Source organism: Blastococcus brunescens, from assembly GCF_035320885.1.
Classification (GTDB): domain Bacteria; phylum Actinomycetota; class Actinomycetes; order Mycobacteriales; family Geodermatophilaceae; genus Blastococcus_B; species Blastococcus_B brunescens.
This window is the reverse complement of sequence record NZ_CP141261.1, coordinates 2979549-3002266: the sequence shown is the minus strand read 5'-3', so window position 1 is coordinate 3002266 and position 22718 is coordinate 2979549. Positions and strand designations below refer to the sequence as shown.

At 74.5% G+C, this 22718-nt stretch carries 30 protein-coding genes and 1 pseudogene; 20 read left to right on the top strand and 11 right to left on the bottom strand.

Features of this window, described 5'->3' with window-relative positions; genetic code table 11:
* Window positions 1-124 precede the first annotated feature (124 nt).
* Window positions 125-895, top strand: a complete 771-nt coding sequence (locus U6N30_RS20085) for a cytochrome P450 family protein (RefSeq protein WP_324273673.1) — start codon at window positions 125-127, stop codon at window positions 893-895.
* Window positions 823-1377: a cytochrome P450 gene (locus tag U6N30_RS20080; protein ID WP_324273672.1), complete on the top strand. Its 555-nt coding sequence runs from the start codon at window positions 823-825 to the stop codon at window positions 1375-1377. Before U6N30_RS20085 ends, U6N30_RS20080 begins: the two co-directional genes overlap by 73 nt.
* Here the strand turns inward: U6N30_RS20080 and U6N30_RS34280 are convergent.
* The 3 genes and pseudogenes from U6N30_RS34280 to U6N30_RS20070 all read right to left on the bottom strand — a co-directional run bounded on the left by U6N30_RS34280 (window position 1364) and on the right by U6N30_RS20070 (window position 4009).
* Complete coding sequence (locus tag U6N30_RS34280) at window positions 1364-2002, bottom strand: response regulator (protein WP_422678132.1); 639 nt, start codon at window positions 2000-2002, stop codon at window positions 1364-1366. The genes U6N30_RS20080 and U6N30_RS34280 overlap by 14 nt on opposite strands.
* A 97-nt stretch (window positions 2003-2099) precedes the next feature.
* Window positions 2100-2849 (bottom strand): annotated as a pseudogene (locus tag U6N30_RS20075) (sensor histidine kinase); the annotation flags it as partial.
* A 470-nt stretch (window positions 2850-3319) separates the two neighbouring features.
* Window positions 3320-4009 (bottom strand): hypothetical protein, encoded by a 690-nt coding sequence (locus tag U6N30_RS20070; protein WP_324273671.1) that lies wholly within the window; start codon window positions 4007-4009, stop codon window positions 3320-3322.
* Between the two features lie 272 nt (window positions 4010-4281).
* On the opposite strand from U6N30_RS20070, the gene U6N30_RS20065 reads away from it, so the two are divergent.
* The 5 genes from U6N30_RS20065 (at window position 4282) to U6N30_RS20045 (ending at window position 6620) form a co-directional block, all read left to right on the top strand.
* On the top strand, window positions 4282-4707 hold the full coding sequence (locus U6N30_RS20065; RefSeq protein ID WP_324273670.1) for a hemerythrin domain-containing protein: 426 nt from the start codon (window positions 4282-4284) through the stop codon (window positions 4705-4707).
* Complete coding sequence (locus U6N30_RS20060) at window positions 4704-5006, top strand: hypothetical protein (protein WP_324273669.1); 303 nt, start codon at window positions 4704-4706, stop codon at window positions 5004-5006. The genes U6N30_RS20065 and U6N30_RS20060 overlap by 4 nt, the downstream gene beginning before the upstream one ends.
* A gap of 430 nt (window positions 5007-5436) precedes the next feature.
* Window positions 5437-5826 carry a hypothetical protein gene (locus tag U6N30_RS20055; RefSeq protein WP_324273668.1) on the top strand — a complete coding sequence of 130 codons (390 nt, stop codon included), beginning with the start codon at window positions 5437-5439 and terminating at the stop codon, window positions 5824-5826.
* A 209-nt stretch (window positions 5827-6035) separates the two neighbouring features.
* Window positions 6036-6419, top strand: coding sequence for a hypothetical protein (locus U6N30_RS20050; RefSeq protein ID WP_324273667.1), 384 nt, complete (start codon window positions 6036-6038; stop codon window positions 6417-6419).
* Window positions 6420-6464: 45 nt separating this feature from the next.
* Window positions 6465-6620: a hypothetical protein gene (locus tag U6N30_RS20045; protein WP_324273666.1), complete on the top strand. Its 156-nt coding sequence runs from the start codon at window positions 6465-6467 to the stop codon at window positions 6618-6620.
* Here the strand turns inward: U6N30_RS20045 and U6N30_RS20040 are convergent.
* Together U6N30_RS20040 and U6N30_RS20035 are read right to left on the bottom strand one after the other, a co-directional pair.
* Window positions 6607-8247 carry a HelD family protein gene (locus U6N30_RS20040; protein ID WP_324273665.1) on the bottom strand — a complete coding sequence of 547 codons (1641 nt, stop codon included), beginning with the start codon at window positions 8245-8247 and terminating at the stop codon, window positions 6607-6609. The two genes, U6N30_RS20045 and U6N30_RS20040, sit on opposite strands and share 14 nt — an antisense overlap.
* Window positions 8248-8496: 249 nt before the next feature.
* Entirely contained in the window at window positions 8497-10158 is a 1662-nt protein-coding gene (locus tag U6N30_RS20035; RefSeq protein ID WP_324273664.1) for a hemerythrin domain-containing protein, read from the bottom strand.
* Window positions 10159-10371: 213 nt separating this feature from the next.
* Here U6N30_RS20035 and U6N30_RS20030 point away from each other — a divergent pair, with 213 nt between their 5' ends.
* The 12 genes from U6N30_RS20030 (at window position 10372) to U6N30_RS19975 (ending at window position 17545) form a co-directional block, all read left to right on the top strand.
* On the top strand, window positions 10372-11172 hold the full coding sequence (locus tag U6N30_RS20030; RefSeq protein WP_324273663.1) for an alpha/beta fold hydrolase: 801 nt from the start codon (window positions 10372-10374) through the stop codon (window positions 11170-11172).
* Complete coding sequence (locus U6N30_RS20025; protein ID WP_324273662.1) at window positions 11169-11510, top strand: PAS domain-containing protein; 342 nt, start codon at window positions 11169-11171, stop codon at window positions 11508-11510. The genes U6N30_RS20030 and U6N30_RS20025 overlap by 4 nt, the downstream gene beginning before the upstream one ends.
* Window positions 11450-11848 (top strand): hypothetical protein, encoded by a 399-nt coding sequence (locus U6N30_RS20020; RefSeq protein WP_324273661.1) that lies wholly within the window; start codon window positions 11450-11452, stop codon window positions 11846-11848. The genes U6N30_RS20025 and U6N30_RS20020 overlap by 61 nt, the downstream gene beginning before the upstream one ends.
* Window positions 11849-11912: 64 nt before the next feature.
* Window positions 11913-12419: a hypothetical protein gene (locus U6N30_RS20015; protein ID WP_324273660.1), complete on the top strand. Its 507-nt coding sequence runs from the start codon at window positions 11913-11915 to the stop codon at window positions 12417-12419.
* Entirely contained in the window at window positions 12314-13423 is a 1110-nt protein-coding gene (locus U6N30_RS20010) for a PP2C family protein-serine/threonine phosphatase (RefSeq protein ID WP_324278393.1), read from the top strand. Before U6N30_RS20015 ends, U6N30_RS20010 begins: the two co-directional genes overlap by 106 nt.
* Window positions 13424-13503: 80 nt before the next feature.
* Entirely contained in the window at window positions 13504-13812 is a 309-nt protein-coding gene (locus tag U6N30_RS20005; protein ID WP_324273659.1) for a hypothetical protein, read from the top strand.
* 38 nt (window positions 13813-13850) lie between these two features.
* Window positions 13851-14186: a hypothetical protein gene (locus tag U6N30_RS20000; protein WP_324273658.1), complete on the top strand. Its 336-nt coding sequence runs from the start codon at window positions 13851-13853 to the stop codon at window positions 14184-14186.
* On the top strand, window positions 14183-15157 hold the full coding sequence (locus U6N30_RS19995) for an acyl-CoA dehydrogenase family protein (protein ID WP_324273657.1): 975 nt from the start codon (window positions 14183-14185) through the stop codon (window positions 15155-15157). Before U6N30_RS20000 ends, U6N30_RS19995 begins: the two co-directional genes overlap by 4 nt.
* The gene (locus tag U6N30_RS19990; protein WP_324273656.1) at window positions 15157-15921 is read left to right on the top strand and encodes an acyl-CoA dehydrogenase family protein; all 765 of its coding nucleotides are present in this window, start codon (window positions 15157-15159) and stop codon (window positions 15919-15921) included. Before U6N30_RS19995 ends, U6N30_RS19990 begins: the two co-directional genes overlap by 1 nt.
* Window positions 15822-16226, top strand: a complete 405-nt coding sequence (locus U6N30_RS19985; RefSeq protein WP_324278392.1) for an acyl-CoA dehydrogenase family protein — start codon at window positions 15822-15824, stop codon at window positions 16224-16226. The genes U6N30_RS19990 and U6N30_RS19985 overlap by 100 nt, the downstream gene beginning before the upstream one ends.
* 60 nt (window positions 16227-16286) lie before the next feature.
* Window positions 16287-16670 (top strand): hypothetical protein, encoded by a 384-nt coding sequence (locus tag U6N30_RS19980; RefSeq protein WP_324278595.1) that lies wholly within the window; start codon window positions 16287-16289, stop codon window positions 16668-16670.
* Window positions 16562-17545 carry an MFS transporter gene (locus U6N30_RS19975; protein ID WP_324278391.1) on the top strand — a complete coding sequence of 328 codons (984 nt, stop codon included), beginning with the start codon at window positions 16562-16564 and terminating at the stop codon, window positions 17543-17545. The genes U6N30_RS19980 and U6N30_RS19975 overlap by 109 nt, the downstream gene beginning before the upstream one ends.
* Window positions 17546-17656: 111 nt before the next feature.
* Here the strand turns inward: U6N30_RS19975 and U6N30_RS19970 are convergent, their stop codons facing one another.
* The 5 genes from U6N30_RS19970 to U6N30_RS19950 all read right to left on the bottom strand — a co-directional run bounded on the left by U6N30_RS19970 (window position 17657) and on the right by U6N30_RS19950 (window position 20184).
* Window positions 17657-17974, bottom strand: a complete 318-nt coding sequence (locus U6N30_RS19970) for a hypothetical protein (protein WP_324273655.1) — start codon at window positions 17972-17974, stop codon at window positions 17657-17659.
* Window positions 17971-18219 carry a hypothetical protein gene (locus U6N30_RS19965; protein WP_324273654.1) on the bottom strand — a complete coding sequence of 83 codons (249 nt, stop codon included), beginning with the start codon at window positions 18217-18219 and terminating at the stop codon, window positions 17971-17973. Before U6N30_RS19965 ends, U6N30_RS19970 begins: the two co-directional genes overlap by 4 nt.
* A gap of 168 nt (window positions 18220-18387) precedes the next feature.
* Window positions 18388-19008 (bottom strand): antibiotic biosynthesis monooxygenase, encoded by a 621-nt coding sequence (locus tag U6N30_RS19960; protein WP_324273653.1) that lies wholly within the window; start codon window positions 19006-19008, stop codon window positions 18388-18390.
* A gap of 110 nt (window positions 19009-19118) precedes the next feature.
* The gene (locus tag U6N30_RS19955; RefSeq protein WP_324273652.1) at window positions 19119-19352 is read right to left on the bottom strand and encodes a hypothetical protein; all 234 of its coding nucleotides are present in this window, start codon (window positions 19350-19352) and stop codon (window positions 19119-19121) included.
* Window positions 19353-19587: 235 nt separating this feature from the next.
* Complete coding sequence (locus U6N30_RS19950; protein ID WP_324273651.1) at window positions 19588-20184, bottom strand: hypothetical protein; 597 nt, start codon at window positions 20182-20184, stop codon at window positions 19588-19590.
* 267 nt (window positions 20185-20451) lie between these two features.
* Between U6N30_RS19950 and U6N30_RS19945 the strand changes: the two genes are divergently transcribed.
* Window positions 20452-21024: an alanyl-tRNA editing protein gene (locus U6N30_RS19945; protein WP_324273650.1), complete on the top strand. Its 573-nt coding sequence runs from the start codon at window positions 20452-20454 to the stop codon at window positions 21022-21024.
* A 133-nt stretch (window positions 21025-21157) separates the two neighbouring features.
* On the opposite strand, the gene U6N30_RS19940 is transcribed toward U6N30_RS19945, so the two are convergent.
* Complete coding sequence (locus U6N30_RS19940) at window positions 21158-22690, bottom strand: thiamine pyrophosphate-binding protein (protein WP_324273649.1); 1533 nt, start codon at window positions 22688-22690, stop codon at window positions 21158-21160.
* Window positions 22691-22718: the final 28 nt, after the last annotated feature.

Below are 22718 nucleotides of genomic sequence, written 5' to 3'. Positions count from 1 at the left end.
TGGGCCACGGAGGGTCGGCCGGCGACCGGCGGACGGGTCGACGCGGGCCCAGGACGACCGGATGCAGGAGCAGCGCCCCGGCTGAGGGTGGTTGCCCGGGAACCGCGCTGGGCAGGGGAGCCGCATGCCTGGACGGAAGCCGCGCCGCCCCGAGAACGCCCTGCAGCTGCTCACCCGCGGGTACGGCTGGCTGCCCGACCGGCGCCGGGCGACCGGCTCCCGGACGGTGGGGGCGCGGCTCGGCGGCCTGCCGGTCACCGCGATCGAGGGCCCGGACGCCGCCCGCTTCCTCTACGACGAGGACCACGTGCGGCGCGCGCACGCCATCCCCGAACCGGTGCAGGGCACGCTGTTCGGCAAGGGCGCCGTCCACACGCTGGACGGCGAGGCCCACCGCGTGCGCAAGGCGATGTTCGTCGGCCTGCTGATGCACGAGGACGGCATCGCCTCGCTCGTGCAGCAGGTGACGGCGGCCTGGGACGACGCGGTGGAGGGGTGGACCCGCCGGCCGGACATCGTGCTGTTCGACGAGGCGGGGCATGTCGTCGCCGGCGCCGTCTGCCGCTGGGCCGGGATCCCGGTCGCCGACGACGAGGTGCCGGGGTCGCCCGCGACCTGCTGGCCATGGTCGACGGGTTCGCCACGGGCGGGCCGCGGCACCTCCGGGCCCGGCGGGCGCGCGGCCGGCGGGAGGCCTGGCTCGGCCAACTCGTCCGCGACGTCCGCAGCGGGGTGCGCACGGTGCCCGAGGGATCCGCCGTCGCCGTGGTCGCCGCGCACCGCGATGCCGGCGGCGAGCAGCTGGAGTCCCGGGTCGCCGCGGTGGAGCTGCTCAACATCGTCCGGCCGACGACGGCGGTGGCGTGGTTCGCGGCCTTCTCCGGGCACGCGCTGATCCGCTGGCCGGAGAACCGCAAGCGGCTCGCCGACGGGGACCCGGAGTTCGCCCTGGCCTTCGCGCACGAGGTGCGGCGCTTCTACCCGTTCGCGCCCTTCATCGGCGGCCGCGCACCCCGCGAGGTGGAGTGGGACGGCGTCCGCATCCCGGAGAACTCGATGGTGCTGCTGGACCTCTACGGGCAGAACCACGACCCCGCCCTCTGGGACGACCCCTACGCGTTCCGGCCCGAGCGCTTCCTGGACCGGGAGATCGGCGCCTACGAGCTGGTTCCCCAGGGCCGCGGCGACCCGCGCACCAATCACCGCTGCCCCGGCGAGCAGCTCACCGTCGCGCTGGTGGCGGCTCTCGCGACCAGGCTCGCCCGCCTGGACGTCGACGTCCCGGAACAGGACCTGACGATCTCGCTGCGGCGCATCCCCGCGCGGCCGGCCAGCGGCGTCGTCCTGCGGGTGCGCGGCAGCGTCAGCCAGGGGTAGGGCCGAGCCCCGCGTCGCGCGCCAGGGCCACGGCCTCGGCGCGGCTCGCCGCGTGCAGCTTGGTGAGCACGTCGGACACCCGGTTGCGCACCGTCTTCTCGCTCAGGAAGAGGCGGGCCGCGATCGCGGCGTTCGACAGGCCGTACGCCACCAGATCCAGCACCTCGCGCTCGCGGTCGGTGAGCTCGGGGAAGGGCACTACGGCCGCGCGCGCCCGGGAGTTGGCGAAGAAGGCCAGCACGCGGTCGGCGATGCGCGGGCCGAACACCGCCTCCGACCGGGCGGCGGCGCGCACGGCCCGGGCGATGTCGGCGCCCTCGCTCTCCTTGAGCAGGTAGCCGCGGGCGCCGGCCCGCAGCGCGGCGAACACCGAGTCGTCGTCGTCGCTCATGGTGAGGACGACGACGGCGGTGGCCGGCTGCGCGGCGGCGATCGCGGCGGTGGCGGGCACCCCACCCATGCCCGGCATCCGGAGGTCCATCAGGACGACGTCGGGGCGCACCTCGGCGACCACCGCGACCCCGTCTCGCCGGTGGCGGCCGTGCCCACGACCTCGATGTCGTCGGCGTCCCCGAGGGCGTCGGCGACCCCTCGCGGTAGAGGGGTGGTCGTCGACGACGACCACCCGGACCGTCCCGCTCACCGGGCGGCCAGCGGGATCCGGGCGCGCACGGTGGTGCCCGCCCCGGAGGCGGACGTGACGTCCAGCGCCCCCCGAGCTCCGCGGCCCGCTCGCGCATGCTGGTCGAGCCGACGCCGGGCACGGCGTCGGCGGGCACGCCCCGGCCGTCGTCGGTGACCTCCACGAGCAGATCGTCGCCGGAGAGCCCGAGCCGGACGGTGCAGGCAGCGGCGCCGGCGTGCCGGACGGCGTTCGCGACCGCCTCGGTCGCGATCCGGTAGGCGGCCACCTCGACCGCCGCCCGCAGCGGCGGCAGCGGACCGGCGGTCACGGTGACGGGCGCGTCGTCGGGGCCACCGGCGGTGCCCGCCGGGACGGGCAGCCGGTAGGCGGCGACGTGCTCGCGCAGGGCCTCCACCAGGCCGAGCTCGTCGAGCGTGGGCGGGCGCAGGTCGTCGACGGCGCGGCGGACGGCGGCCACGGTCCGCCGCATCTGGTCGCGCAACCGGCCGGCGAGGGCGGCCAGGTCGGGGTCGCCGGAGAGCTTGCCGGCCAGCCGCTCGAGCTGCAGGGCCATGCCGGCGAGCTCGGGGCCGACCCCGTCGTGCAGGTCGTGCCGGAGCCGCCGGCGCTCCTCCTCGCGGCCGGCGACGATGCGCTCTCGGCCGGCCTGCAGGTCGGCGACCAGACCGGCCGCCCAGACCAGCGCCGCGGCGCGGCGGGCGACGTCGTCCAGGGACGCCTTCTCCGAGCGCCGCCACCGTTCCCCGGGGTGCCGGTGGGTGACCGAGAGCAGGCCGACGTCGCGGCCGAGCGAGACCAGCGGGAGCACGTCCACGGGGCCCTCCATCCGGAGTTCTCCGGCCGAGGCGACCGTGGGCAGCCGCGGATCGGCCGGCCGGATCTCGACCCGCGGCAGCCGCAGCGCCCGGGCCGTCTCGTCCGCCAGCGCCTGGAGCGCCTCGGCGGGGGCGGCGGCGGAGTCCAGCGTCGTCCCGAGCCGGGAGGCGATGGCGAGCGGGTCGCGCCGCTCCCCGTAGAGCAGCCGGTCGACCGCGCGCTGGGCCCGCTCCCAGCCGGCCGCGGCGGCCAGCGCCGCGAGCGCGGCGGCGGCGACGGCGATCCGGCGTTCCCCGGCGGTCAGCTCGCCGACGATCGCGACCAGCGCCCCGTAGCCGAGCAGCAGCAGGCCGGACAGCACGGTGAACACCACGGCCCGGCTGACCACCTGTCCGACGTCGAACAGCCCGTGCCGCAGGACGGCCACCGCGACCGCCAGCGGCAGGGCGGCGAACCCCACGGCGAACAGGGCGCTGGAGATCACCGGGAGGTCGATGACGACCGAGGCGATCGCGCAGACGACGAGCACCGACTCACCGAGCAGCAGCCACTGCAGGCGGGTCCGCGCCACCCCGAGGCGCCCCGCATCCGCACCAGCTGGGCGGCGATCCCGACTGCGCCACCGACGACGAACGCGGTGAACGAGCACACCAGCAGGACGGCGTTGAGCCCGTTCCCGGGCAGCGCCCAGGGGTTGGTCAGCTCCGGCGCGTAGTCCAAGGGACCGTTCCGGAACATCGCGGCGACCGTGCCGAGGACGACCGCCGCGCCCAGTGCCCGCGCGATCGGGCGCCACCGCGGGGAGGGCAGCGTGCCGTCGGGGAAGTACAGCGGGACGAGCGCGACGATGACGTAGTACGGGACGAACCCCCAGGCGGACAGCCATCCGGCGAAGGACGGCAGCAGGCCGTCGGTGGTCCCGGTCAGCACCACGTACTGGGCGGCGAGCAGGTACGGACCTGTGATGACCGTGACCATGAGCAGCCAGCCGACGCGGGCACCGGACCGCCGGGCCAGGACCAGCGCGGCCACCAGCGGGTAGAGCAGGCCGAGGGTGGCGTCGCCGGCGTCGACCGGACGGGCGGCGTCGACCAGGGCACCGATCGCGATCGCCGTGACAGTGCAGCCGACCCCGAGCGCGACGAGCAGCCCCGGCACCCAGCGGGGCACGCCGGGCGCGGGGAGCGGCGGTCGGTCACGCCCGGCACGGGCGACATCCTGCCCCGGCCGGGGTCGCCGGGACAGGCCCCGGTGCGCCACGCCTGCCGAGTGCGACGACGTGGTGGCCATCGGCCGCTGATGGCCCCCACTGTGTCGCACTCGCCTCCGGCGACGGCCGTACCCGCGTATCCCAGTCGGCTTTCAGCGGTCTCCAAGTGGTGACCGAGACAGTTGTCGCCAGCCGGCCGGCAGGCGGCCGCCCACGAGAGAGAACACCCGAGATGACCCGCACCTCCACGCAGGGCCAGCTGACGCTCCCCGGCCAGGCCGCCGCTCCCGACGGCCCGGTGGACCTGACCCCGATGTTCCTGATGCACCATGCGTTCCGCCGGGACCTGACCGCGTTCGCCGGCGCGGTGCGCGGGACACCGGTCGCCGACCGGGAGACCTGGCGGGCGCTGGACCTGCGCTGGCGGCGGTTCGCCGAGGTCCTGCACCACCACCACAGCGGCGAGGACCATTACATCTGGCCGGAGCTGATCAGGGCCGTCGACAGGGGCGGTTCGCCCGAGGACCGGGCGACGCTCGAGGCGATGGAGGCCGAGCACGCCGATATCGACCCGATGCTCGAGGCCTGCGCCCGCGGTTTCGCCACGCTCGCGCAGCGGAGGACGAGACGGTCCGCGCCGCGCTCGGGGCGGACGTGACCAGGACCCGCGACCGGCTCGCCGCGCACCTCGGCCACGAGGAACGGGACGCGCTGGTGCTCGTGCAGCGCTTCCTCACCGCCGAGGACTGGGCCCGCATGGACAAGCAGATCGGGTCGGACTACCCCGCGCGGCTGATCCCCTTCAGCCTGGCATGGCTGATGCACGGGCTGCCCGAGCACGGCCGCGCGGCCGCTGCCGGCTTCCTCGGCAGGCCGGCGCTCGCGCTGTGGTCGCTGGCCTTCCGGCGGCCCTTCGAGCGCAAGGAGCGGGCTGCGTTCCGGTACGTGACGGGCTGAGGCCGGCGCGCCCGACCAGGGACGGCCGGCGCCCGGGACTTCGGGACGGCCGTCCCTGGGACCGGGGACACCGGGCGCACGAGGGTTCTCCCTGACCCCGAGAACCCTCCCCGGAAGGACCCGATCCCATGACCGCCACCACCGAGCCGACCCCGACGGCGGCACCGGCCGCCGAGCTCAAGCCGGGCGCCCGCTTCCGTCGCCTGGGCGGTGCGCTCTCGCTCCTGGGCGCCGGCACGCTGATCTTCGCCAGCCTGCTGATGATCCCGTACGAGAACGAGACCCACGCCGAGTACCTGCAGACCGGGGTCGACCACCAGTCGAACATCCTGTGGGCCGCCGTGGTGCTGCACTTCGGCTTCCTGCTGCTGGTCCCGGCCGCGTTCACCCTCGTGCGGATGGCCCGCCGGGGCAGCCCCGGACGTCGCTCGTGGCGATGCTGCTCGCCGGGCTCGGCTCGGGCCTGTCCGGCATCGTCGTCGTCGACTTCTATGACGTGGCCCTGGCCAACGCCCTCCCGGCCGACCAGGCCCTGGAGATCTTCACCCTCGCCGGCAGCTACGGCCAGGGCGCGATCATCGCCGCGACGAGCGTGTTCGGCATGGCGCTGGGCATCAACCTGGCTGTCTACGCCGCCTGGCGGGCCAAGGCCATCCCGGTCTACCCGGTCGTCCTCAACGTGGTCGGCTGGCTGGTCTTCACGATGTTCTCCGGTGACCCGTGGCTGCCCTCGCTCGGCACCGCCCTGGTCGCGGTCGGGCTGGGCTGGGCCGGACTGGTCGTGCTCCGCACCCGCGACGAGGTGTGGGACCGGCTCTGACCGAGCCCGGGCCCCGTCGCACCCAGGTATAGGAACCTTTACCCGCGTTCTGCCAGCCGGGACGCAGGTGAAGGTTCCTATACCCTGCGTGCTCAGCGGGGTGTGTGTGCTCAGCGGGGCTCGAGCCCGGCCAGCATCGGTGGCAGGTCGCCCGGGTGGACGACGCCCAGCCGCTGGGTCGCCCGGGTGAGGGCGACGTAGAGGTCGTTGTGCCCGCGCACCCCTCGTCGACGATCGCCACCGGGTCGACGACGAGGACCGAGTCGAACTCCAGACCTTTCGCGCTCCCCGGGGCCAGGACGACGGCACCTGCGGTCAGGTCGCCGTCCGCGGTCGCCTCGGGCAGCCGCAGGCGGACGGCGTCGGCGACCGCGGCGAGCCGCGAGCGGGGGACGACGACGGCGAGCGTCCCGTCCTCCTTGTCGAACTCCGCCGCGGCGTCGGCGACCGCCTCGGCGAGCCCGTCCTCGTCCACCCGCTCGGCCCAGGGCGGCACCCCGGTGGAGCGCACCGCCTGGGCCGCCGTCCCACCGGAGCCTCCGGCGGCGAGCACCTGGTCGGCCACGACCATGATCTCGGCCGGGGTGCGGTAGTTGACGGTGAGCTCCTCCAGGCGCCAGTGCCGCCCCAAATGCGGGGTGAGGACCTCGGCCCAGCTGGCGGCCCCGGCGGCCGAGCCGGTCTGGGCGACGTCGCCGACGACGGTCATCGACCGGGTCGGGCAGCGCCGCAGCAGCAGCCGCCACGCCATGGCCGACAGCTCCTGCGCCTCGTCGACGATCACGTGCCCGTAGGTCCACGTGCGGTCGGCGGCGGCCCGCTCCGCGACGCTGCGGGTGTCGGCGACCTCGTGCCGCTCGGCCAGGCCCTCCGCGTCGAGCAGGTCGCCGGCGGAGAGCTCCTCGGACTCCTCCTCGGTCTCGCTGTCCTGCGAGCGGGAGCCGTGCAGCTGGTCCAGGGTGTCCTGCGCGCGCCGCAGCCGGCGCTCCTTCTCCCGGCGCGCCTGCGCGCGCTGCGCGCTGTCGTCGACGCCGAGCAGCTCGTCGGCCTCCTCGAGCAGCGGGACGTCGGCTGCGGTCCATGGCGCCGTCGCAGGCCGGTGCAGCAGGGCGCGCTCGTCGTCGGACAGGTCCGGGCCGGCGGCCGCGAGCCGGGCGGGGAGGCGAGCAGGTCGGTCACCACCCGCTCCGCGGTGAGCCGGGGCCACAGCCGGTCGATCAACCGGTGGACGGCGGGCTCGGCGGCGACCTCGCGGCGCAGGGCCGACACGTCGCCGTCGGTGAGCAGGTTGGCGCCGCCGAGGACGTCGCTGCCCAGCTTGTCGGCGTACTTGCGCGCGACCAGCCCGATGACCGCCTGGGCGACGGCCGGGCGGGCCTCGTTGTGCAGCCGGGAGGCGCTGCGCGCACGGGAGCGGATCCGCGCGGCGTCGGCCTTCGTGAACCGCAGCGGCGTGCCGTCGATCTCCAATTCCACCGGCCCGTCGAGGACGGCCTGCCGGGCGCGGACGGCGGCGGCGATCAGATCCGCCATCACGAGGCGGCCCTTGATCTCGGCGACCTCCGGCGACTCGACCGCGTCCGCCCGCAGCCCCGGCCGCAGCCCACCCAGGTCGGCGAGGACCACGCCGGTCTCGCCGAGGGAGGGGAGCACGTCGGCGATGTAGCGCAGGAAGGTGGGTGTCGGGCCGACGACGAGCAGGCCGCTGCGGGCCAGCCGCTCGCGGTGGGTGTAGAGCAGGTAGGCGGCGCGGTGCAGCGCGACGGCCGTCTTGCCGGTGCCGGGACCGCCCTGCACGACCACCACGCCGGCGGCGTCGGACCGGATGATGCGGTCCTGCTCGGCCTGGATGGTGCGGACGATGTCGCTCATCCGGCCGGTGCGGGAGGCGTTCAGCTCGGCCAGCAGCACCGCCTCGCCGGTCAGCGTCGACGCACCCGCGGCGCCCGAGGCGTCGTCGAGGTCGAGGGTCTCGTCGGAGACGGACACGACGGTGCGGAGCCGGGTCCGGATGTGCCGACGGCGGCGGACACCGAGGTCGTGCAGCGGGGTGGCGGTGTAGAAGGGCTGTGCCGCGGGTGCGCGCCAGTCGACCAGCAGCGGCTCCTCGTCGCCGTCGTCGGCCGACAGCCCGATCCGGCCGACGTAGCGCGGCACATCGGCGTCGTGCCGGTCCAGCCGGCCGAAGCACAGCCCGCTCTCCGCGGCGTCGAGCGCGACGATGCGCTGGGTGTGCCACTCCACCTGGGCCTCGCGCTCGCCGATGGCCTGCGGGTTGTGCGGCACGATCGCCAGCTGCTCGTCCAGCCGGCGCACGGTGCGGGCCCGGATCTCGTCCAGGCGGGTGTAGAGCCCGCTCACGTACCGCTGTTCCGTCGCCAGGTCGGCCGCCTGCGCAGCCTCGGGGCCTACCGTCGACAAGCTGTTCTCTTCCTGCTGAGCGGGCCGCGCGCGCGGGAGATGCCGCGGGCGGAACCGCCCATTGTGCCCGCCGGTCCCGGTGACGGCGCCGCAGCCGCCAGCGTGGCGCCAGGGGAGTCGGTGCCCTCGTCGTGCTCACCCTGCCGCGCTGCGGGTGGCACGGACGTCGTCTCCGCCGCCCCTGTTCCCGGGCGTGGCGCACGACCTCGGGGAGCAGCGGGTGCGGGAGGTCCGCCGCGACGACCTCGCCTACATCGACCGCAGGTAGCCCTCGAGCCGGTCGGCCAGCTCGACCGGCCGGCTGAGGGCGGCGCAGTGACCTCCGGGGACCTCGTCCACCTCCAACCCCAGCCGCTCGGCGGCGACCTTCCGCTGGAACTCGAGCGGGAACAGCCGGTCCTCGCGGCCGGCGACCACGCGGGTCGGGACGTCCGGCCAGCGGTCCAGCGGCCAGGGGTCCTCGAACGGCCGTCCGGACTGGGCGAACTCCTGGTCCATGTACCGCGCGGCGACATCGGCCGGGACGTCGTGGACGTACGTGGCGTCGTCGTCGAGCTCCTCGGGCAGGCCGAGCTGCTGCCGGTACGCGGCGGCGGCCGGCCCCTGGCCAGTGGCGGTCCACCACTCGCCGCCGGTCTCACCGGGCCGCGGGACCATCGCGTTGAGCAGCACGAGCAGCTGCACCGGCACGCGCTCGCAGACCAGTGGCGCGGTGAGCCCGCCCATCGACTGGGCGACGAGGGCCACGGGGAGCGGTCGCCGATGGCCGCCACCACCGCGTCCGCGTAGGTGGCCAGGCCGGCCGAGTCGTCGCGGACCGGCAGCTCCACCGGCAGGGCCCGGTGCCCACGGCTCTCCAGCTCGGCCACGAGGCGGTACCAGAACTGGGTGTCGCCGCCGGCGCCGGGCACCAGTACGAAGGTGGTCGTCACACCGGTTCCGACCGCCGTCGCGCCGGGAACTCATCGCCCCGGAGCGCAACTCCGCGGACACCTCGCGGACACAGCGGCTACCTACCGTGGTCCCCGACCGAGGGAGACGACCATGAGCACGACGACGACGGAGCGGACCACGTGGGTCTGCGACAACTGCCAGGGCGTGACGGCGACCGACCGCAAACGCTGCCGCGACTGCAGGACCTCCCGCTTCTGAACGCCGGTCAGGCCGCCGGCGGGGCGCCGCGCAGGCGCACGACGGCGGCTCGGTAGAGCCGGGCGCCGTACAGCCGCCACGCCGTCCGGACGGACCACGGCAGCCCCCGAGCAGTCGCGCCCGGTCACCCGCGCAGGCGTCCTCGAGCGCCAGGCCGAGCACGAACAGCTGCTCGGGGCCGGAGAGCCGGCAGTGCGACGAGGCGGCGATCGCGGCCCAGTCCTCGGCGGCGAGGTGGTCGGCGAGGAGCGGGAGGAGGGTCCGCTCCTCCTCGAGCGTCTGCGCCTCGACGATGTCGGCCAGCGCCCGGCAGGCGGAGGCGAAGGCTCGTCGCGCGGGGTCGGTGCCGGCGACCTGCCACTGCCGGGCGGCGGTGGCGACGTCGCGGAGCATGTGGTCGATCCGGGCGCACCGGCTGGTCCAGTCCTCGACGGCGTCGCGTGCCGGCACGGGGGCGGCGCGGAGCAGCGCCGGCCACACGGCCTCCCGCTCGACGGCGTGGTGGTGCAGCAGGACGCGGCTCACCAGGTCGGCGTGCCGGGTGAGCGCTCCGGTTCGCTCCGCCTCGTCGGCCGGTGCCCAGGTGGTGAGGTCGGCCAGCAGCCGCAGCTCGCGCCGGACCAGCTGGTGCAGCACCCGCTGGTAGGACACCGCGCGACAGGCGGCACCGGGTCCGACGACCTGCGCGGCGTCGTCCGGTGCGGTGCGGGGGCGGGGATCAGGCCGGTGGGCCGGACCGCGGTTGCGGTCATGGAGCACCTCGTTCGGTGGTCGTGCCGGGGCGCCGGCGGTCCTGCCGGGGCGATGCGGGGGACGGTAGGGCTCCAGGGCCGGGGCCGACAGGGCTTTTGGACCCGGGCGGTCCTGCCCCGACCCGGCATCCCGGCGCGCCGTCCCGGCGCGTAGCGGAACGGGTCCGCAGCGGCCCGGGGACCCCTGCCACCACAGGCAGGCGTCGCCTAGGGTCGAACGGTGGCCACCGTCCTGGAGCGCAACTGTGTCCGTGTCAGTGGCGTCACGGACGGGCGGCCCGTCGTCTTCGTCCACGGTTTCGGGTGCGACCAGGCGATGTGGCGGTTCGTGACGCCGGACTTCGAGGTCGACCACCGCGTCGTCCTGCTGGACCTGGTGGGGTCGGGGAACTCCGACCTGAGCGCCTACGACCCGGACAAGTACTCCTCCCTGCGCGGCTACGCGAGCGACATCGTGGAGATCTGCCGGGAGCTCGGCCTCGCCGACGTCGTGCTCGTGGGGCACTCGGTGAGCGCGATGATCGGCGCCCTGGCCTGGAAGGAGGCGCCGGAGCTGTTCGGCGCACTGGTCATGGTCGGCCCGAACCCCCGGTACATCGACGACGGCGACTACGTCGGTGGCTTCAGCCGCACCGACATCGCCGGCCTGCTCGACGCGCTGGACGCCAACCACCTCGGCTGGTCCACGCAGATGGCGCCGGTGATCATGGGCAACCCCGATCATCCGGAGCTGGCCGAGGAGCTCACCAACAGCTTCTGCCGCACCGACCCCGACATCGCGCGCCAGTTCGCCCGGGTGACCTTCCTGTCGGACAACCGGGCGGACCTCCCCGGCATCACCATCCCCGTGCTGGTGCTGCAGTGCAGCGAGGACGCCATCGCGCCCGAGGTCGTGGGCCGCTACGTCCACGAGTGCATCCCGGGCAGCACCTTCACGCTGCTGGTGGCGACCGGGCACGTGCCGCACCTCAGCGCGCCGGAGGAGACGACGGCCGCCATCCGGGCATTCCTGACGGGGTGAGCGGCACGGATCCGATCGGCAACCCGGGGCAGGACCCTCGTGCGCAGCTGGGCCGGCTGCTCGAGGAGGACCCGGCCGACCTGTACGAGAACGCGCCCATGGGCTATCTCTCGACCCTGCCCGACGGGCGGATCGTGAAGGTGAACCGCACGTTCTGCGCGTGGACCGGCAGGCGGCCCGGGGAGCTCATCGGCACCCGGTTCCAGGACCTGCTCAGCGTCGGTGGGCGGGTCTTCCACGAGACCCACCTCGCGCCGCTGCTGCGCATGCAGGGGCGGTGCGCGAGATCGCCCTCGACGTCGTCCGCGTGGACGGCTCGCTGCTGCCGTGCCTGCTGAACGCCGTCGAGCTCCGGGACGAGTCCGGGGCCCCGGTGCTCATGCGGGCGACGCTGTTCGAGGCCACCGCGCGGCGGCGCTACGAGCGCGAGCTGCTGGCCGCCCAGCGCATGGCGGAGGAGTCGGAGGCGCGGTCGCGGGTGGTCCAGCGGGTCGTCTCGGACCTGGCGGCGGCGACCACCGTGGAGGATGTCGCGACGGTGATCGTCGAGCGCAGCCGGGCCGCGATGCGCGCGAGCGGGGCCGCCCTGGTGCTCGTCGAGGAGGGCGACCCGGGGATCCGGAATCGGTGCCGCGGCTGCGCGCCGTCCGGTCGGCGGGGCTGTCGGCCGAGCTGATGCGGGCCCTCCAGGAGGCGGCGGGAGGCACGCTGGCGCTCGAGCTGGCCCAGGGGTCCGGACGGTGGACCTCGACGACCGCATGCGGGCGTCGCAGCCGGCCGTCGCCGACGCGATGGCGGAGGACGGTCTGAGCGCCCTGGTCACCGTGCCGGTGTCGGCCGACAGCCGGCGCCTCGGCGCGCTCGTGCTCGGCCTGGGAGGTCGGCAGGACGACGGGTTGATCAGCCTGGACGAGCCCGGTTCTCCACGGGCCACCGATCCGGCCGAGATCGACCTGCTGTGGACGCTGGGCCGGCAGGCCGGGCAGGCGCTGGAGCGGGCGCGGCTGTACGAGGAGACGGCCCGGCAGGCCGAGCGCTCGGCGTTCCTGCTGGAGGCGGCCCGGCTGCTGGCCGGCGCCGCAGACCTGCCCGAGACCGTCGAGCGCCTGGCTGCGCTGGCCGTCGAGCACCTGGCGGACCTCTGCGTGATCGACCTGGTCAGCGAGCACGGCATGGTCCGTCCGGCGGCCCGGCACCGCGATCCCCGGCTGCAGCACCTGGCCGACGAGGTGCGGGTCCGCCCCTGACCGCCGGCCGGGAGTCGCATCCGAGCGTCCGGGCGCTGCGCGAGGGCCGTACCCACTGGGTGCGGCACATCCCCGCCGAGTACCTGACCGAGATCGCCGCGGACGTTCGGCACGCCGAGGTGGCGCAGAGCCTGGACCTGACCAGCATCGTGGCGGTGCCGCTCGTCGCCGAGGGCCGCCGGCTCGGCGTCGTCACGCTCTGCGCGGACCGTTCCCGCGGCGCATTCACCGAGGCCGACGTCGACGTCGCCGAGCAGCTGGGTCTGCAGGTGGCGCTCGCGGTGGCCAAGGCGCAGCGCTACGAGCTCGACGTCCTGACCTCGCACACGCTGCAGGCCAACCTGCTGCCGCCCGACCCGCCGGACCTGCCCGGGCTGTCGACGGCGGTGCGGTACCTGGCCGCGACGCACGGCGTGGAGGTGGGTGGCGACTTCTACGACGTCGTCCGGCTGCCCGGCGACCAGGTGGCGCTGGCGGTCGGCGACGTGGTGGGCCACGACATCACCGCCGCTGCCACGATGGGGCAGCTCAACTCGGTGTACCGGGCGTTGCTGGTCGACGGGCCGGCGCCGAGCGCGATCATCGACCGGCTGCAGGCCAGCTGGTCGCTGCTGGGCCTGCAGCGGATGGCGACCGCGCTCTTCGCCACGCTGGACCCGGCGACAGGCCAGCTGCGGATCGCCTCGGCCGGGCACCTGTCGCCGCTGATGATCACCGCCGGGCACGCGGAGTTCCTGCCGGTGACGCCGAGCCGGATGCTCGGTGCGCCCCCGGCGCCGGCGCCCGCCGTGGAGTGGGCGGGGGTGCTGCCGGCCGGGGCGACGCTGGTGTTCTTCACCGACGGCCTGGTCGAGAGCCGGTCGGCGGACCTCGACGAGGGCTGGCCGCGCTGCTCGCGGTGGCGGTCGACGCCGGGACGACGGACCCCGACGAGCTGTGCGACCGGCTGCTGGCCGAGCTCACCGGAGCCCACCGTGCCGACGACATCGCTCTCCTCGCGCTGACCCGTCTCGGCTGAGCGGGGCTCTTCCCCGCGGCGCGGTCGGGGTCACCATGGAGGTGCACCCCTGCGCTGGAGGCATCCATGGATTCGTCGGGCAACCCGGTGACGGCAGCCATCGACGGAGCGACCGGCGACTGGTCGATGTCGGGAGATGCGATGCGCTGGTCACCGGAGCTGGCCGAGCAGCAGGACTCCTCCGGGGAGCTGCGCGGGATCGACATCGCGGCCGGGCTGGGCGCGGGTCTCGGGCTGGACATGAACGGGGTCCGGCGGCTGGTGTCGGGCGCGCTGACCTCGCTCGGTGCGGTCGCCACCGACGTCGTCACCGAGTTCCGCCAGCTGACCCGCGGCGCGGCCGAGCAGGACGACGAGGAGGACGAGCGGGCCTGAGCCTCTCGTCCCGCTGCTCGAGAGCGCAGTGGTGGTCGGTGACACGCGCCGCCACGCCGCCCGGGACGACCAGAAGCGCTCACTCGACGCCGTCCCGGCCCGGCGCCGGACCCGCCGAGCGGTGCTGCTCGGGCAACGGGTACAACCGACCGGAGCACGGCCACACCGACGTGGGGAGTCGCATGAGCAGCAACTCGTTGACCTTGGCGCCCGCGCCGCGGTCGGAGGCCGCGGAGCAGGTGCGGGCGGAGGTCCGCGAGTTCCTCGCCGCCGAGCTGGCCGCCGGCACCTTCCGGACCCACGTGGACACCTGGCTGTCCGGCGTCGACCCGGACTTCTCCAGGAAGCTGGGGAGCGCGGCTGGCTGGGCATGACCTGGCCGAAGCAGTACGGCGGGCACGAGCGCTCGGCGATGGAGCGCTACGCCGTCACCGAGGAGCTGCTGGCGGCCGGCGCGCCGGTCGCCGCGCACTGGATCGCCGACCGGCAGTCCGGGCCGAACCTGCTCACCTACGGCACCGAGGAGCAGCGGCAGGAGATCCTGCCGCGCATCGCCGCAGGCGAGTGCTTCTTCGTCATCGGGATGAGCGAGCCCGACTCCGGCTCCGATCTCGCCTCCATCCGGACGAAGGCCGTGCGCAACGGCGACGGCGACTGGGTGGTCAACGGCGCCAAGGTCTGGACGTCGAACGCGCACCACTCGCACTACGGGATCGTGCTGGTGCGCACCTCCCCGTCGGACTCCGCCCACCGGCACGCCGGCATGTCGCAGCTGCTGATCGATCTGTCGCTGCCGGGCATCACGATCAACCCGATCCGCATCCTCGACGGCGGCCACCACTTCAACGAGGTGGTGTTCTCCGACGTCGTCGTCCCGGGCGACATGCTGCTCGGCGAGGAGGGCAACGGCTGGCACCAGGTGACCGCCGAGCTGGCGTTCGAGCGGTCGGGCCCGGAAAGGTTCTTGTCGACATATCCACTTGTCGCCGAGTTCGGACGGCGGGTCGCCGCGACCGGTGACCCGGCTGCGCTCGCGACGCTGGGCCGGTTGTCGGCGCGGATACTGGCGCTGCGGCAGATGTCGCTGCGGATCGCTGCCGCCCTGGACCGGGGCGAGCTGCCGAACATCCCGGCCGCCCTGGTCAAGGACGTGGGGACGACGTTCGAGGGCGACGTGATCGAGGAGATCCGGAAGGTGGTCGACGTGACGCCGTCGCTGGACTCGCCCGATCCACTGGGCCGGGCGCTGGCCGAGGCGCAGCTGCACGCGCCGGGCTACACGCTGCGCGGCGGGACCAACGAGATCCTGAGAGGGATCGTCGCTCGTGGATTGGGCCTGCGCTGATGAGTGACCAGGACCTGGTGGTGGAGACCGTCCGGGACATCCTCGGTGGCTTCGAGCCGTTCGCCCTGACGGCGGAGCGCCGCTGGGACGCCGGGTTGTGGGGCGCCCTGGCCGAGGCGGGCCTGACCGGCGTCGGGCTGCCCGAGGAGGCCGGCGGCTCGGGCGGCGAGCTGGCCGATGCGGTGGCGATCGTGCGCACGCTGGCGGCCGGCGCCGGCGCGGTCCCGGTGGCCGAGCAGTTGCTGGTCGCGGGCCCCGCGCTGGTGGCGGCGGACCTCGAGCTGCCGTCCCTGGAGCAGCCGACCACGTTCGCGTTCGCCGACACGGTGGCCGTGCACCCGGTCGACAACGGGGACGGGCCGGGGCGGTTCACGCTCACCGGCACGGTCCCCGACATCGCCTGGGCCGGCGTGGCGTCCTCCGTCGTCGTCCTGGCGCCCGCTCCGGCCGGGATCGACGGCGCGGTCCTGGCGCTGGTGGACGCGTCGTCCCTGCCGGCGACGGACGCGTTCAACCTGGCCGGCGAGCCGCGTGGCTCGCTGGTGCTGGACCAGGCGGGCTGCTCGGGTTCCCTGCTGACCGGAGCGCAGGCCCAGGAAATACGGGCGCGGTACGCCGTGGCGCGGGCGGTGCAGCTGGCCGCCGCGCTGGAGCAGGTGCTGGCCTGGACCGTGCAGTACGCGGGGAGCGGCACCAGTTCGGCCGGCCGCTGGGCAAGTTCCAGGCGATCCAGATGCAGCTCGCCGAGATGGCCGGTGAGGTGACGGCGGTGACGGCGCTGACCGACGCGGCCGTGCAGGCGCTCGACCGGGGCGAGAACGTCGTGCTCGCTGCTGCGGCGGCGAAGGTGCGGGCCGGTGCGGCGGTCGAGGTGGTCGCGAGGTTGGCGCACCAGGTGCACGGCGCGATCGGCTTCACCCAGGAACACAAGCTGCACCACCTCACGCGGCGGCTCTGGTCGTGGCGGGACGAGGCCGGCAGCGACCTGGCGTGGGCGCGGGTGCTCGGCGCCGGCGTGCTCGCGGACGGCCCCGACGCGCTCTGGCCGGCGCTGACCCGCGTGGTCTGACCGTGCGGTCCTCGTCGGCGGTGGCGGGGGTGGGAGAGCGGTCGCCGGGATCGCGGCTCGATGAGCGATCGGCGCGGCCGCGAGACCGCACGCGCCACCCTGCGGGCCTTGACCGTCTCGGTCATCGGGGTGTTCCCGGCATTCCTCGTCGGCGCGCTCGCCGTCCAGATCCGGGCCGAGCTCGGGATCGGGCTGGCGTTCTTCGGGTTCGCGACCGCGACGCTGTTCGCGGTGTCCGGTCTGCTGGGCCGCTCCGGCGGGCGCCTGGTGCAGCGGCTCGGCCACCGGAGGGGACGGTCCTGGCGGCAGCACTGGCCACGCTGTCCCTCGCCACGCTGGCCTCGGCGCAGTCGGCCGGCATGCTCGTGGCCGCGCTCGCCATCGGCGGTCTCGCCAACTCCGTGGCACAGCCGTCGGCCAACCTCGGACTCTCCCGGTGGGTGACCGACCGGCGTCTGGGTCTGGCGTTCGGCATCAAGCAGTCCGCGATCCCGACGGCCACCCTGCTCGGCGGGCTCGCCGTCCCCGGGGTCGCCCTGGTGTTCGGCTGGCGGTGGGCCGTGGCCGCCGCGGCGGTGCTCGCCGCCCTGGTGCTGGCGGGCTCGGTGGCCGGTCGACGTGGCTCCGGTGCGGCCGGCCCGCCCGGGACGTCGGACGACCCCGACCGGGGCATGCCGCGGGGCGGACTGGTGGTGCTGACCCTCGGTGGCTTCTTCGCATCCGCGGCCAGTTCTCCGATCGGTGTCTTCCTCGTCGACTCCGCCGTCGCCGCGGGCATCGCGTCGGGTACGGCCGGGCTGCTCTTCGCGGGCTGCTCGGCGCTCATGCTGGTCAACCGGGTGGGCTTCGGGTGGCTGGCCGACCGGCACCCCGGACGGAGCCGATTCCTGTTCATCACCTACCTGCTCACCGGTGGTGCGGTCGGGTTCGGCCTCCTGGCAACGGGCGGGGTCCCACTGTTCGTCGTCGGTTCGGTGCTCGCCTGCGGCCTCGGGTGGTCCTGGCCCGGGCTGTTCCAGTTCGCCGTCATCCGCGAGAACCGGACGACGGCCGCGGCGGCGACGGGCTTCATGCAGACCGGCCTGTCGCTGGGTGCGGCGGCCGGGCCGGTGCTGTTCGGCGTCCTCGCCCAGAACCTGTCCTACACGGCGGCCTGGCTGGCGGTGGCGCTGCTGAGCCTGGCCGGCGCGGTCACGATCCGGATCGGTCGGCGCATGATCCGCCGATCGCGCGGCCTGCCGGTCGCGACGCTGCGCCGCCACCGGCCACCGGTGGCGGCGCCGGCCGGTGACGCGGGCGGAGGAGCACCGCGGCGCTGAGTCGGCGTCAGCCGACCAGCCGGAACGGGACGCACCCGGTGGCGGGCAGCCCGCTGGCCGCGCACCACGCCTGGACGTCGGCCTCGGACCCGAAGCCCTGCTCGACGACGGTCAGCCACGAGCTCTGCCGAGGTCGCCGCTGACGTCGTCCCCGCGCACCAGCACTGCCGGGAAGCGTGCCGCCCAGTCGCGGTGCCGGGCGGAGAACGCGGTGGCGGCGTCGTCGTCGGCCACCTCGGCGGCGGCCAGCTGGGGCACCCAGGCTCCGCCCAGGTCGTCGACCGCCGACGAGTCGGCGGACCGGGTGCTCTGGAGCCCGGCGACGTCCTGGGGCGGGCCGGCCGGCCCGAGCCCGCTCTCCTGCACGTTCGCGATCACGGCTCCGCCCGCGATCAGCAGCAGGGTGAGCACCAGCCCGGCGCCGATCATGCCGGCGGCGTTCCCGTCCCGCCGCCGGCGCCCGCCTCGTCCGGCGACCGCCAGTGCGCAGCACCGCTCACCGCGAGCCCGAACGCGAGCAGGCAGACGAGGCAGACCGGCACCAGGTGCCAGAGCCGGGAGTTGACGACGTCGAGCGTCGCCCAGGCCGCGCGCGCCGTCGTGACCGCGAGGACCGCGCCGAGCACGAGGACGACGAGGTCCGGCAGCCGGACGGCGAGCAGCGCCAGGACCACCAGGACAGCACGAGGATGCTCCGAGCCGCCGCGGTCCGCTCGGTCGGACCGACACCGGAAGGACGGCTGGAGCACGGACGGGTCACGGGCCGATGGCCCCTGACCCGGAGCGGGCCGGCACCCGCGCTGCGATGACGGCGGGTACCGGCCCGGCTCTCGGGACGGCGGTCAGACCGTCTCGGGGACCCGCAGATGGGCGAGCACGACGTCGTAGGCGGCGACGTCAGTGATGTCCATGCCCATCTCGCTGCTGAACTCCTGCCGCATGGCCATGCCGGGCCGCTCCGCCTCGGCCATCGACTGGCGGCTGTCGTAGCTCACCGCCGTCGCGCTGCGTCCGCTCTGCCGGTCGACCATGACGCTGACGCTCACGAACCCGGGCAGCTCCTCGATCCGCGGGATGAGGCGCATCCGGAAGGTGTCCAGCATCCGGTCCAGCTGAGCCGGGTCGCCCTGCGCCCAGATCACGCGGGCGCAGGCGCCGTGGTGCGTCTCGTGCTTGCGGTGCATGACCGCGATCTCCCACTCGGCCACCTCGGCGTCGCCGCCGAGCATCTCCGCGGCCCGCTGCCGCATCTCCGTGACGCTGCCGGCGCTGCGCTGCATGGCGTCCGCATCGCCCCACGACGTGGTCACGATGCAGCGGCCGGTCTCCTTGTCGCAGAGCATCGACAGCCCGATGCAGCCGTCCATCTCCCGCACCGCGGGCATGACCGTGTCGCGGACGTAGGCGATCCCGTCGTCCATGGCCTGCGGGTTTCCACGAATGGTGGTGGAACGGGCATACATGCCACCACTCCTCTCCAGAGCGGGCGGTACCCCTGCGGCGCCGCCGCACCTCCGACTGTCCTCGCGAGCGGTCCGCGGGGTCAACGGCTACCGGCGGGTCGGGCGCGGGGTCACTGCGGGGAGCCGGCGGGCGCGGCGTCGGGATCGGCCCAGTCGCGCAACTGGGCGGTCAGCGCCTCGATGGAGCCGATCGTCGCGGTGGTCTCTGCGACGGCGGCAGTGGCGCGTTCGCGCATCTCGCCCAGCGACACCAGGGTGCTGCGGCGGATCGGGTAGCCGGTGGTGTCGGGCTCCGACGATGCCGCCAGCAGCACGTCGGCGGCTGCCGCGACGGCACCCCGCACGTCGGCGGCCTCCTCCCCGCGCAGCGCCTCGTCGAGCCGGACGACGACGTAGGGAGCGGACCGCCCCAGTCGTCCTTGGAACGCTGGAGCTGGGTCCGCAGGTAGAGCCTGATGATCTCCGCCCGGTTGTCCCAGGAGACTGCGTTGTCCCAACCGTCCGGCATGAACTCGGGAAGCCAGGAGAGCTCGTCCCGACCGGTGGGGACGAGAGCGTCCAGGTTCTTGTGCGCCAGGCTCAGCACCTCGTGCTGCGCGAAGTCGTCGCCCTTCGCGAAGGCCGCCTCCATGATCCAGACGGCGGTCTGGACGTCGACGGCCGAGCTGTTCGGCCAGGCCGCAGCGAGGCAACGGAGCGCGATGATCGGGTGCCCCAGCTGCACGAGCGTGGTGAGCCCCCGGCGACGGCGGCGGGCGTGCTGTACTGCGGCCCCTCTCCCAGCAGCTTGAGGCCGGCGATGACGGTGTCGAGGGACAGGCGTTGATCGGCCTGCCGCTCCGTCTCACGCTTCGCCTGCTCGACGCTCTCCTGGAAGGCGAGGGTCCGGATGTTGTGGGACCGCGTCAGCAGCAGGCCGGTCGCCGTCACCGCGGCGGCCACGGCAGCGCCGACGAAGCCCCAGGCGGCGCGTGCGTCGTCGGCCGAGAGCTCTGCGTCGGCGGAGAAGTCGAACAGCCCGGCCCGAACTGCGAGCGAGGCGGCCATGACGTAGATCGGGGCGACGACGAGGACGGCGATCAGGGCGTACGCGACGGCGGGACGCCGGAGGCCACTGCTGCGCGAGGGTGGTGCGGCAGGCGGGACCGCCGAGACTCCGGGCCCCGCATCCTCCACCCCAGGGAAGCTAGCACCGCCGGGACGGGCGGCCGGGCACCTCTCGGTCCACTCCGGCGCGGTGGCCCTGTTCCCTCGGCGTGGTCGGGGGCAGCATGCGGGCGTGACCACCGAGACCCATCACGGGCACACCCATCGCCTCGACCTCGCCGACTCCACCGTCCGGGAGTGGGACGCGACGGTGCTCTCCGCCGATCCGGAGCAGGGCATCGTGCTCGACCGGTCGGCCTTCTACCCCGGCGGTGGCGGGCAGCCACCGGACGAGGGGTGCTGCTCTGGGGCGGCGTCCGCACCCGCATCGCCGGGACGCGCAAGGGCGACGAGCTGTACCTGCTCCCGGTCGAGGGCGATCCGCTGCCGCCGGTGGGGACGGCGGTCCGCGGTGCGCTGGACGACGAGCGGCGGACACGGCTGATGCGCACCCACTCAGGGCTGCACGTGCTCACCGGCGTCGTCTTCCGCGACTTCGGGGCGCTGGTGACCGGCGGCAACATGGAGCCGTTGACCGCGCGGATGGACTTCGACCTGGCCGAGGTGCCGCCCGACTTCAAGGACCGCATCGCCGAGTCGGTGAACGCGGAGATCGCCGCCGACCGGCCGATCGAGGTGAAGACGCTGCCGCGCGAGGAGGCGTTCGCGATCCCCGACATCATCCGGACGGCGACCAACCTGCTGCCGCCGGACATCGAGGAGGTGCGGATCGTCGACATCGTCGGTCTGGACACCCAGGCCGACGGCGGAACGCACGTCGCGTCGACGTCGATGGTGGGCCGGGTCGAGGTCGTGAAGATGGAGAACAAGGGCCGCGGGTTCCGCCGGCTGCGGATCCGGATCGTCTGACCGGACCGCAGCCGCCGTGCCTACTCGCCGCCGGCGAACGTGTGGGCCAGGACCCAGGACGGGAAGGACGTGATCTTGGCGTCGATGACGAGCGGTGTGTCTCGCGGACCGTCGACCCAGTCCCTGACGCCCGTCAGGTCCTCCTGGCGGCGCACGGTGACCCCGGTGCACCCGAAACCGCGAGCGATCGCCGCGATGTCGGTCTCCGGGAAGACGACCGTGTCCAACGGCGCCCCTCCGGTTCGAAGTGGTGCACCTCGGCACCGTAGGCGTCGTCGTTGTAGACGACCACCACGAGCGGCAACCGGAGGCGCACGGCGGTGTCCAGCTCGGTGAGGCTCATCATCAGCCCGCCGTCGCCGACTCCGGCGATGGCCACCCGGCCCGGCTGGGCGACGGCCGAACCGATCGCGGCGGGCAGCGCCAGCCCGATCGACTGGAACGCCAGGGGTAGGCAGTACCCCCACTGGTCGGGGACGTCGAAGAACATCGCCGGGTAGCCGTTGAAGTTCCCGCCGTCGGGCACGACGACCCGCTCGGCCGGCAGCAGGTCGTCCAGGGCGATGGTCAGCGTGCGTGGGTCGATCCGCTCGCTGGTCCCGGTGTCCTCGAACGGCACGTCCTGCCAGCGGGTGCCCTTCCGGATCCGCTCGCCGACGGCATCCCCGCGGTACCCGTCTGCCGCTCCCGCCCGGCCCTCGAGCTCGGCGGCCACGGCGGCGGCCACCGCCGCGGAGTCGCCGACGACACCGAGGTCCGCCGGGCGGTGGTGGCCGAGGGCCTCCAGATCGAGGTCGACCTGCACCACCGTCGTCCCCGGACGTACGAGGGTGCCGTTCCGGGTTGTCCATCGGTTCAGGGCGGCTCCGAAGGACACGAGGACGTCGGCGTCCTGGATCAGCTCGGCGACGGCGTCGGTGGCGAACCCGCCCATGACGTCGAGGCTCCAGGGATGCCCGGCGAACAGGCCACGGGCGACGGCGGACGTGGCCAGCAGGGCGCCGCAGGCGTCGGCCAGGTACTCCAGTTCCCCGCGGGCGCCCAGCGCACCCCGCCCGCCGACGAGCACCGGCCGCTCGGCGCCGGCGAGCAGGTCGGCGAGGCGGTGCACCGCCTCGGGCGCCGGACCGGGGAAGAGCCGCTCGGGCGCTTCCTCGACCAGGGCCGGCGTCCACTCGACGTCGGCCTCCTGGACGTCGAGTGGCAGGTTGAGCAGCACTGTGCGCCGCTCCAGCAGCGCCCGCCGGAAGGCGCGGATGGCGTCGGCCACCGCCGTCTCCGGGGTGTGCACGCTCTCCACCTCGGCACCGAGCGCCGCCACCGCGGTGGACTGATCGATCCAGAAGTTCGACGTCTTCAAGGTGCGCGGGGTGTCCCCGGAGACGACCAGCACCGGGGTGCGGCTCTTGGCCGCCTCGGTGATGCCGGTCATCGCGTTGGTGAGACCGCATCCTTGATGGAGGCTCACGACCGAGACGCGTCCGGTGCTGCGCGAGAAGGCGTCGGCCATCATCGCCGCACCGTTCTCGTGCCGGGCGGCGACGAACTGCGCACCGCCCGCCATCAACGCGTTGGTGACGTGGAAGTTGCCGCTCCCCACGACGCCGAACACCTGGTCGACGCCGAGCCGGGCGAGCGTGCGCCCGACGGCCTCGGCCACCTTCACCGGTTCCTCCTGTGGACGGGACGGGTGC

Excerpts from the sequence above, each read along its gene's own strand:
- U6N30_RS20085 (WP_324273673.1), top strand. The coding sequence starts at position 125 with ATGCCTGGACGGAAGCCGCGCCGCCCCGAGAACGCCCTGCAGCTGCTC.
- U6N30_RS20065 (WP_324273670.1), top strand. The coding sequence starts at position 4,282 with ATGACCCGCACCTCCACGCAGGGCCAGCTGACGCTCCCCGGCCAGGCC.
- U6N30_RS20005 (WP_324273659.1), top strand. The coding sequence starts at position 13,504 with ATGGATTCGTCGGGCAACCCGGTGACGGCAGCCATCGACGGAGCGACC.
- U6N30_RS19995 (WP_324273657.1), top strand. The coding sequence starts at position 14,183 with ATGACCTGGCCGAAGCAGTACGGCGGGCACGAGCGCTCGGCGATGGAG.
- U6N30_RS19990 (WP_324273656.1), top strand. The coding sequence starts at position 15,157 with ATGAGTGACCAGGACCTGGTGGTGGAGACCGTCCGGGACATCCTCGGT.
- U6N30_RS19980 (WP_324278595.1), top strand. The coding sequence starts at position 16,287 with ATGAGCGATCGGCGCGGCCGCGAGACCGCACGCGCCACCCTGCGGGCC.
- U6N30_RS19970 (WP_324273655.1), bottom strand. The coding sequence starts at position 17,974 with ATGATCGGCGCCGGGCTGGTGCTCACCCTGCTGCTGATCGCGGGCGGA.
- U6N30_RS19960 (WP_324273653.1), bottom strand. The coding sequence starts at position 19,008 with ATGTATGCCCGTTCCACCACCATTCGTGGAAACCCGCAGGCCATGGAC.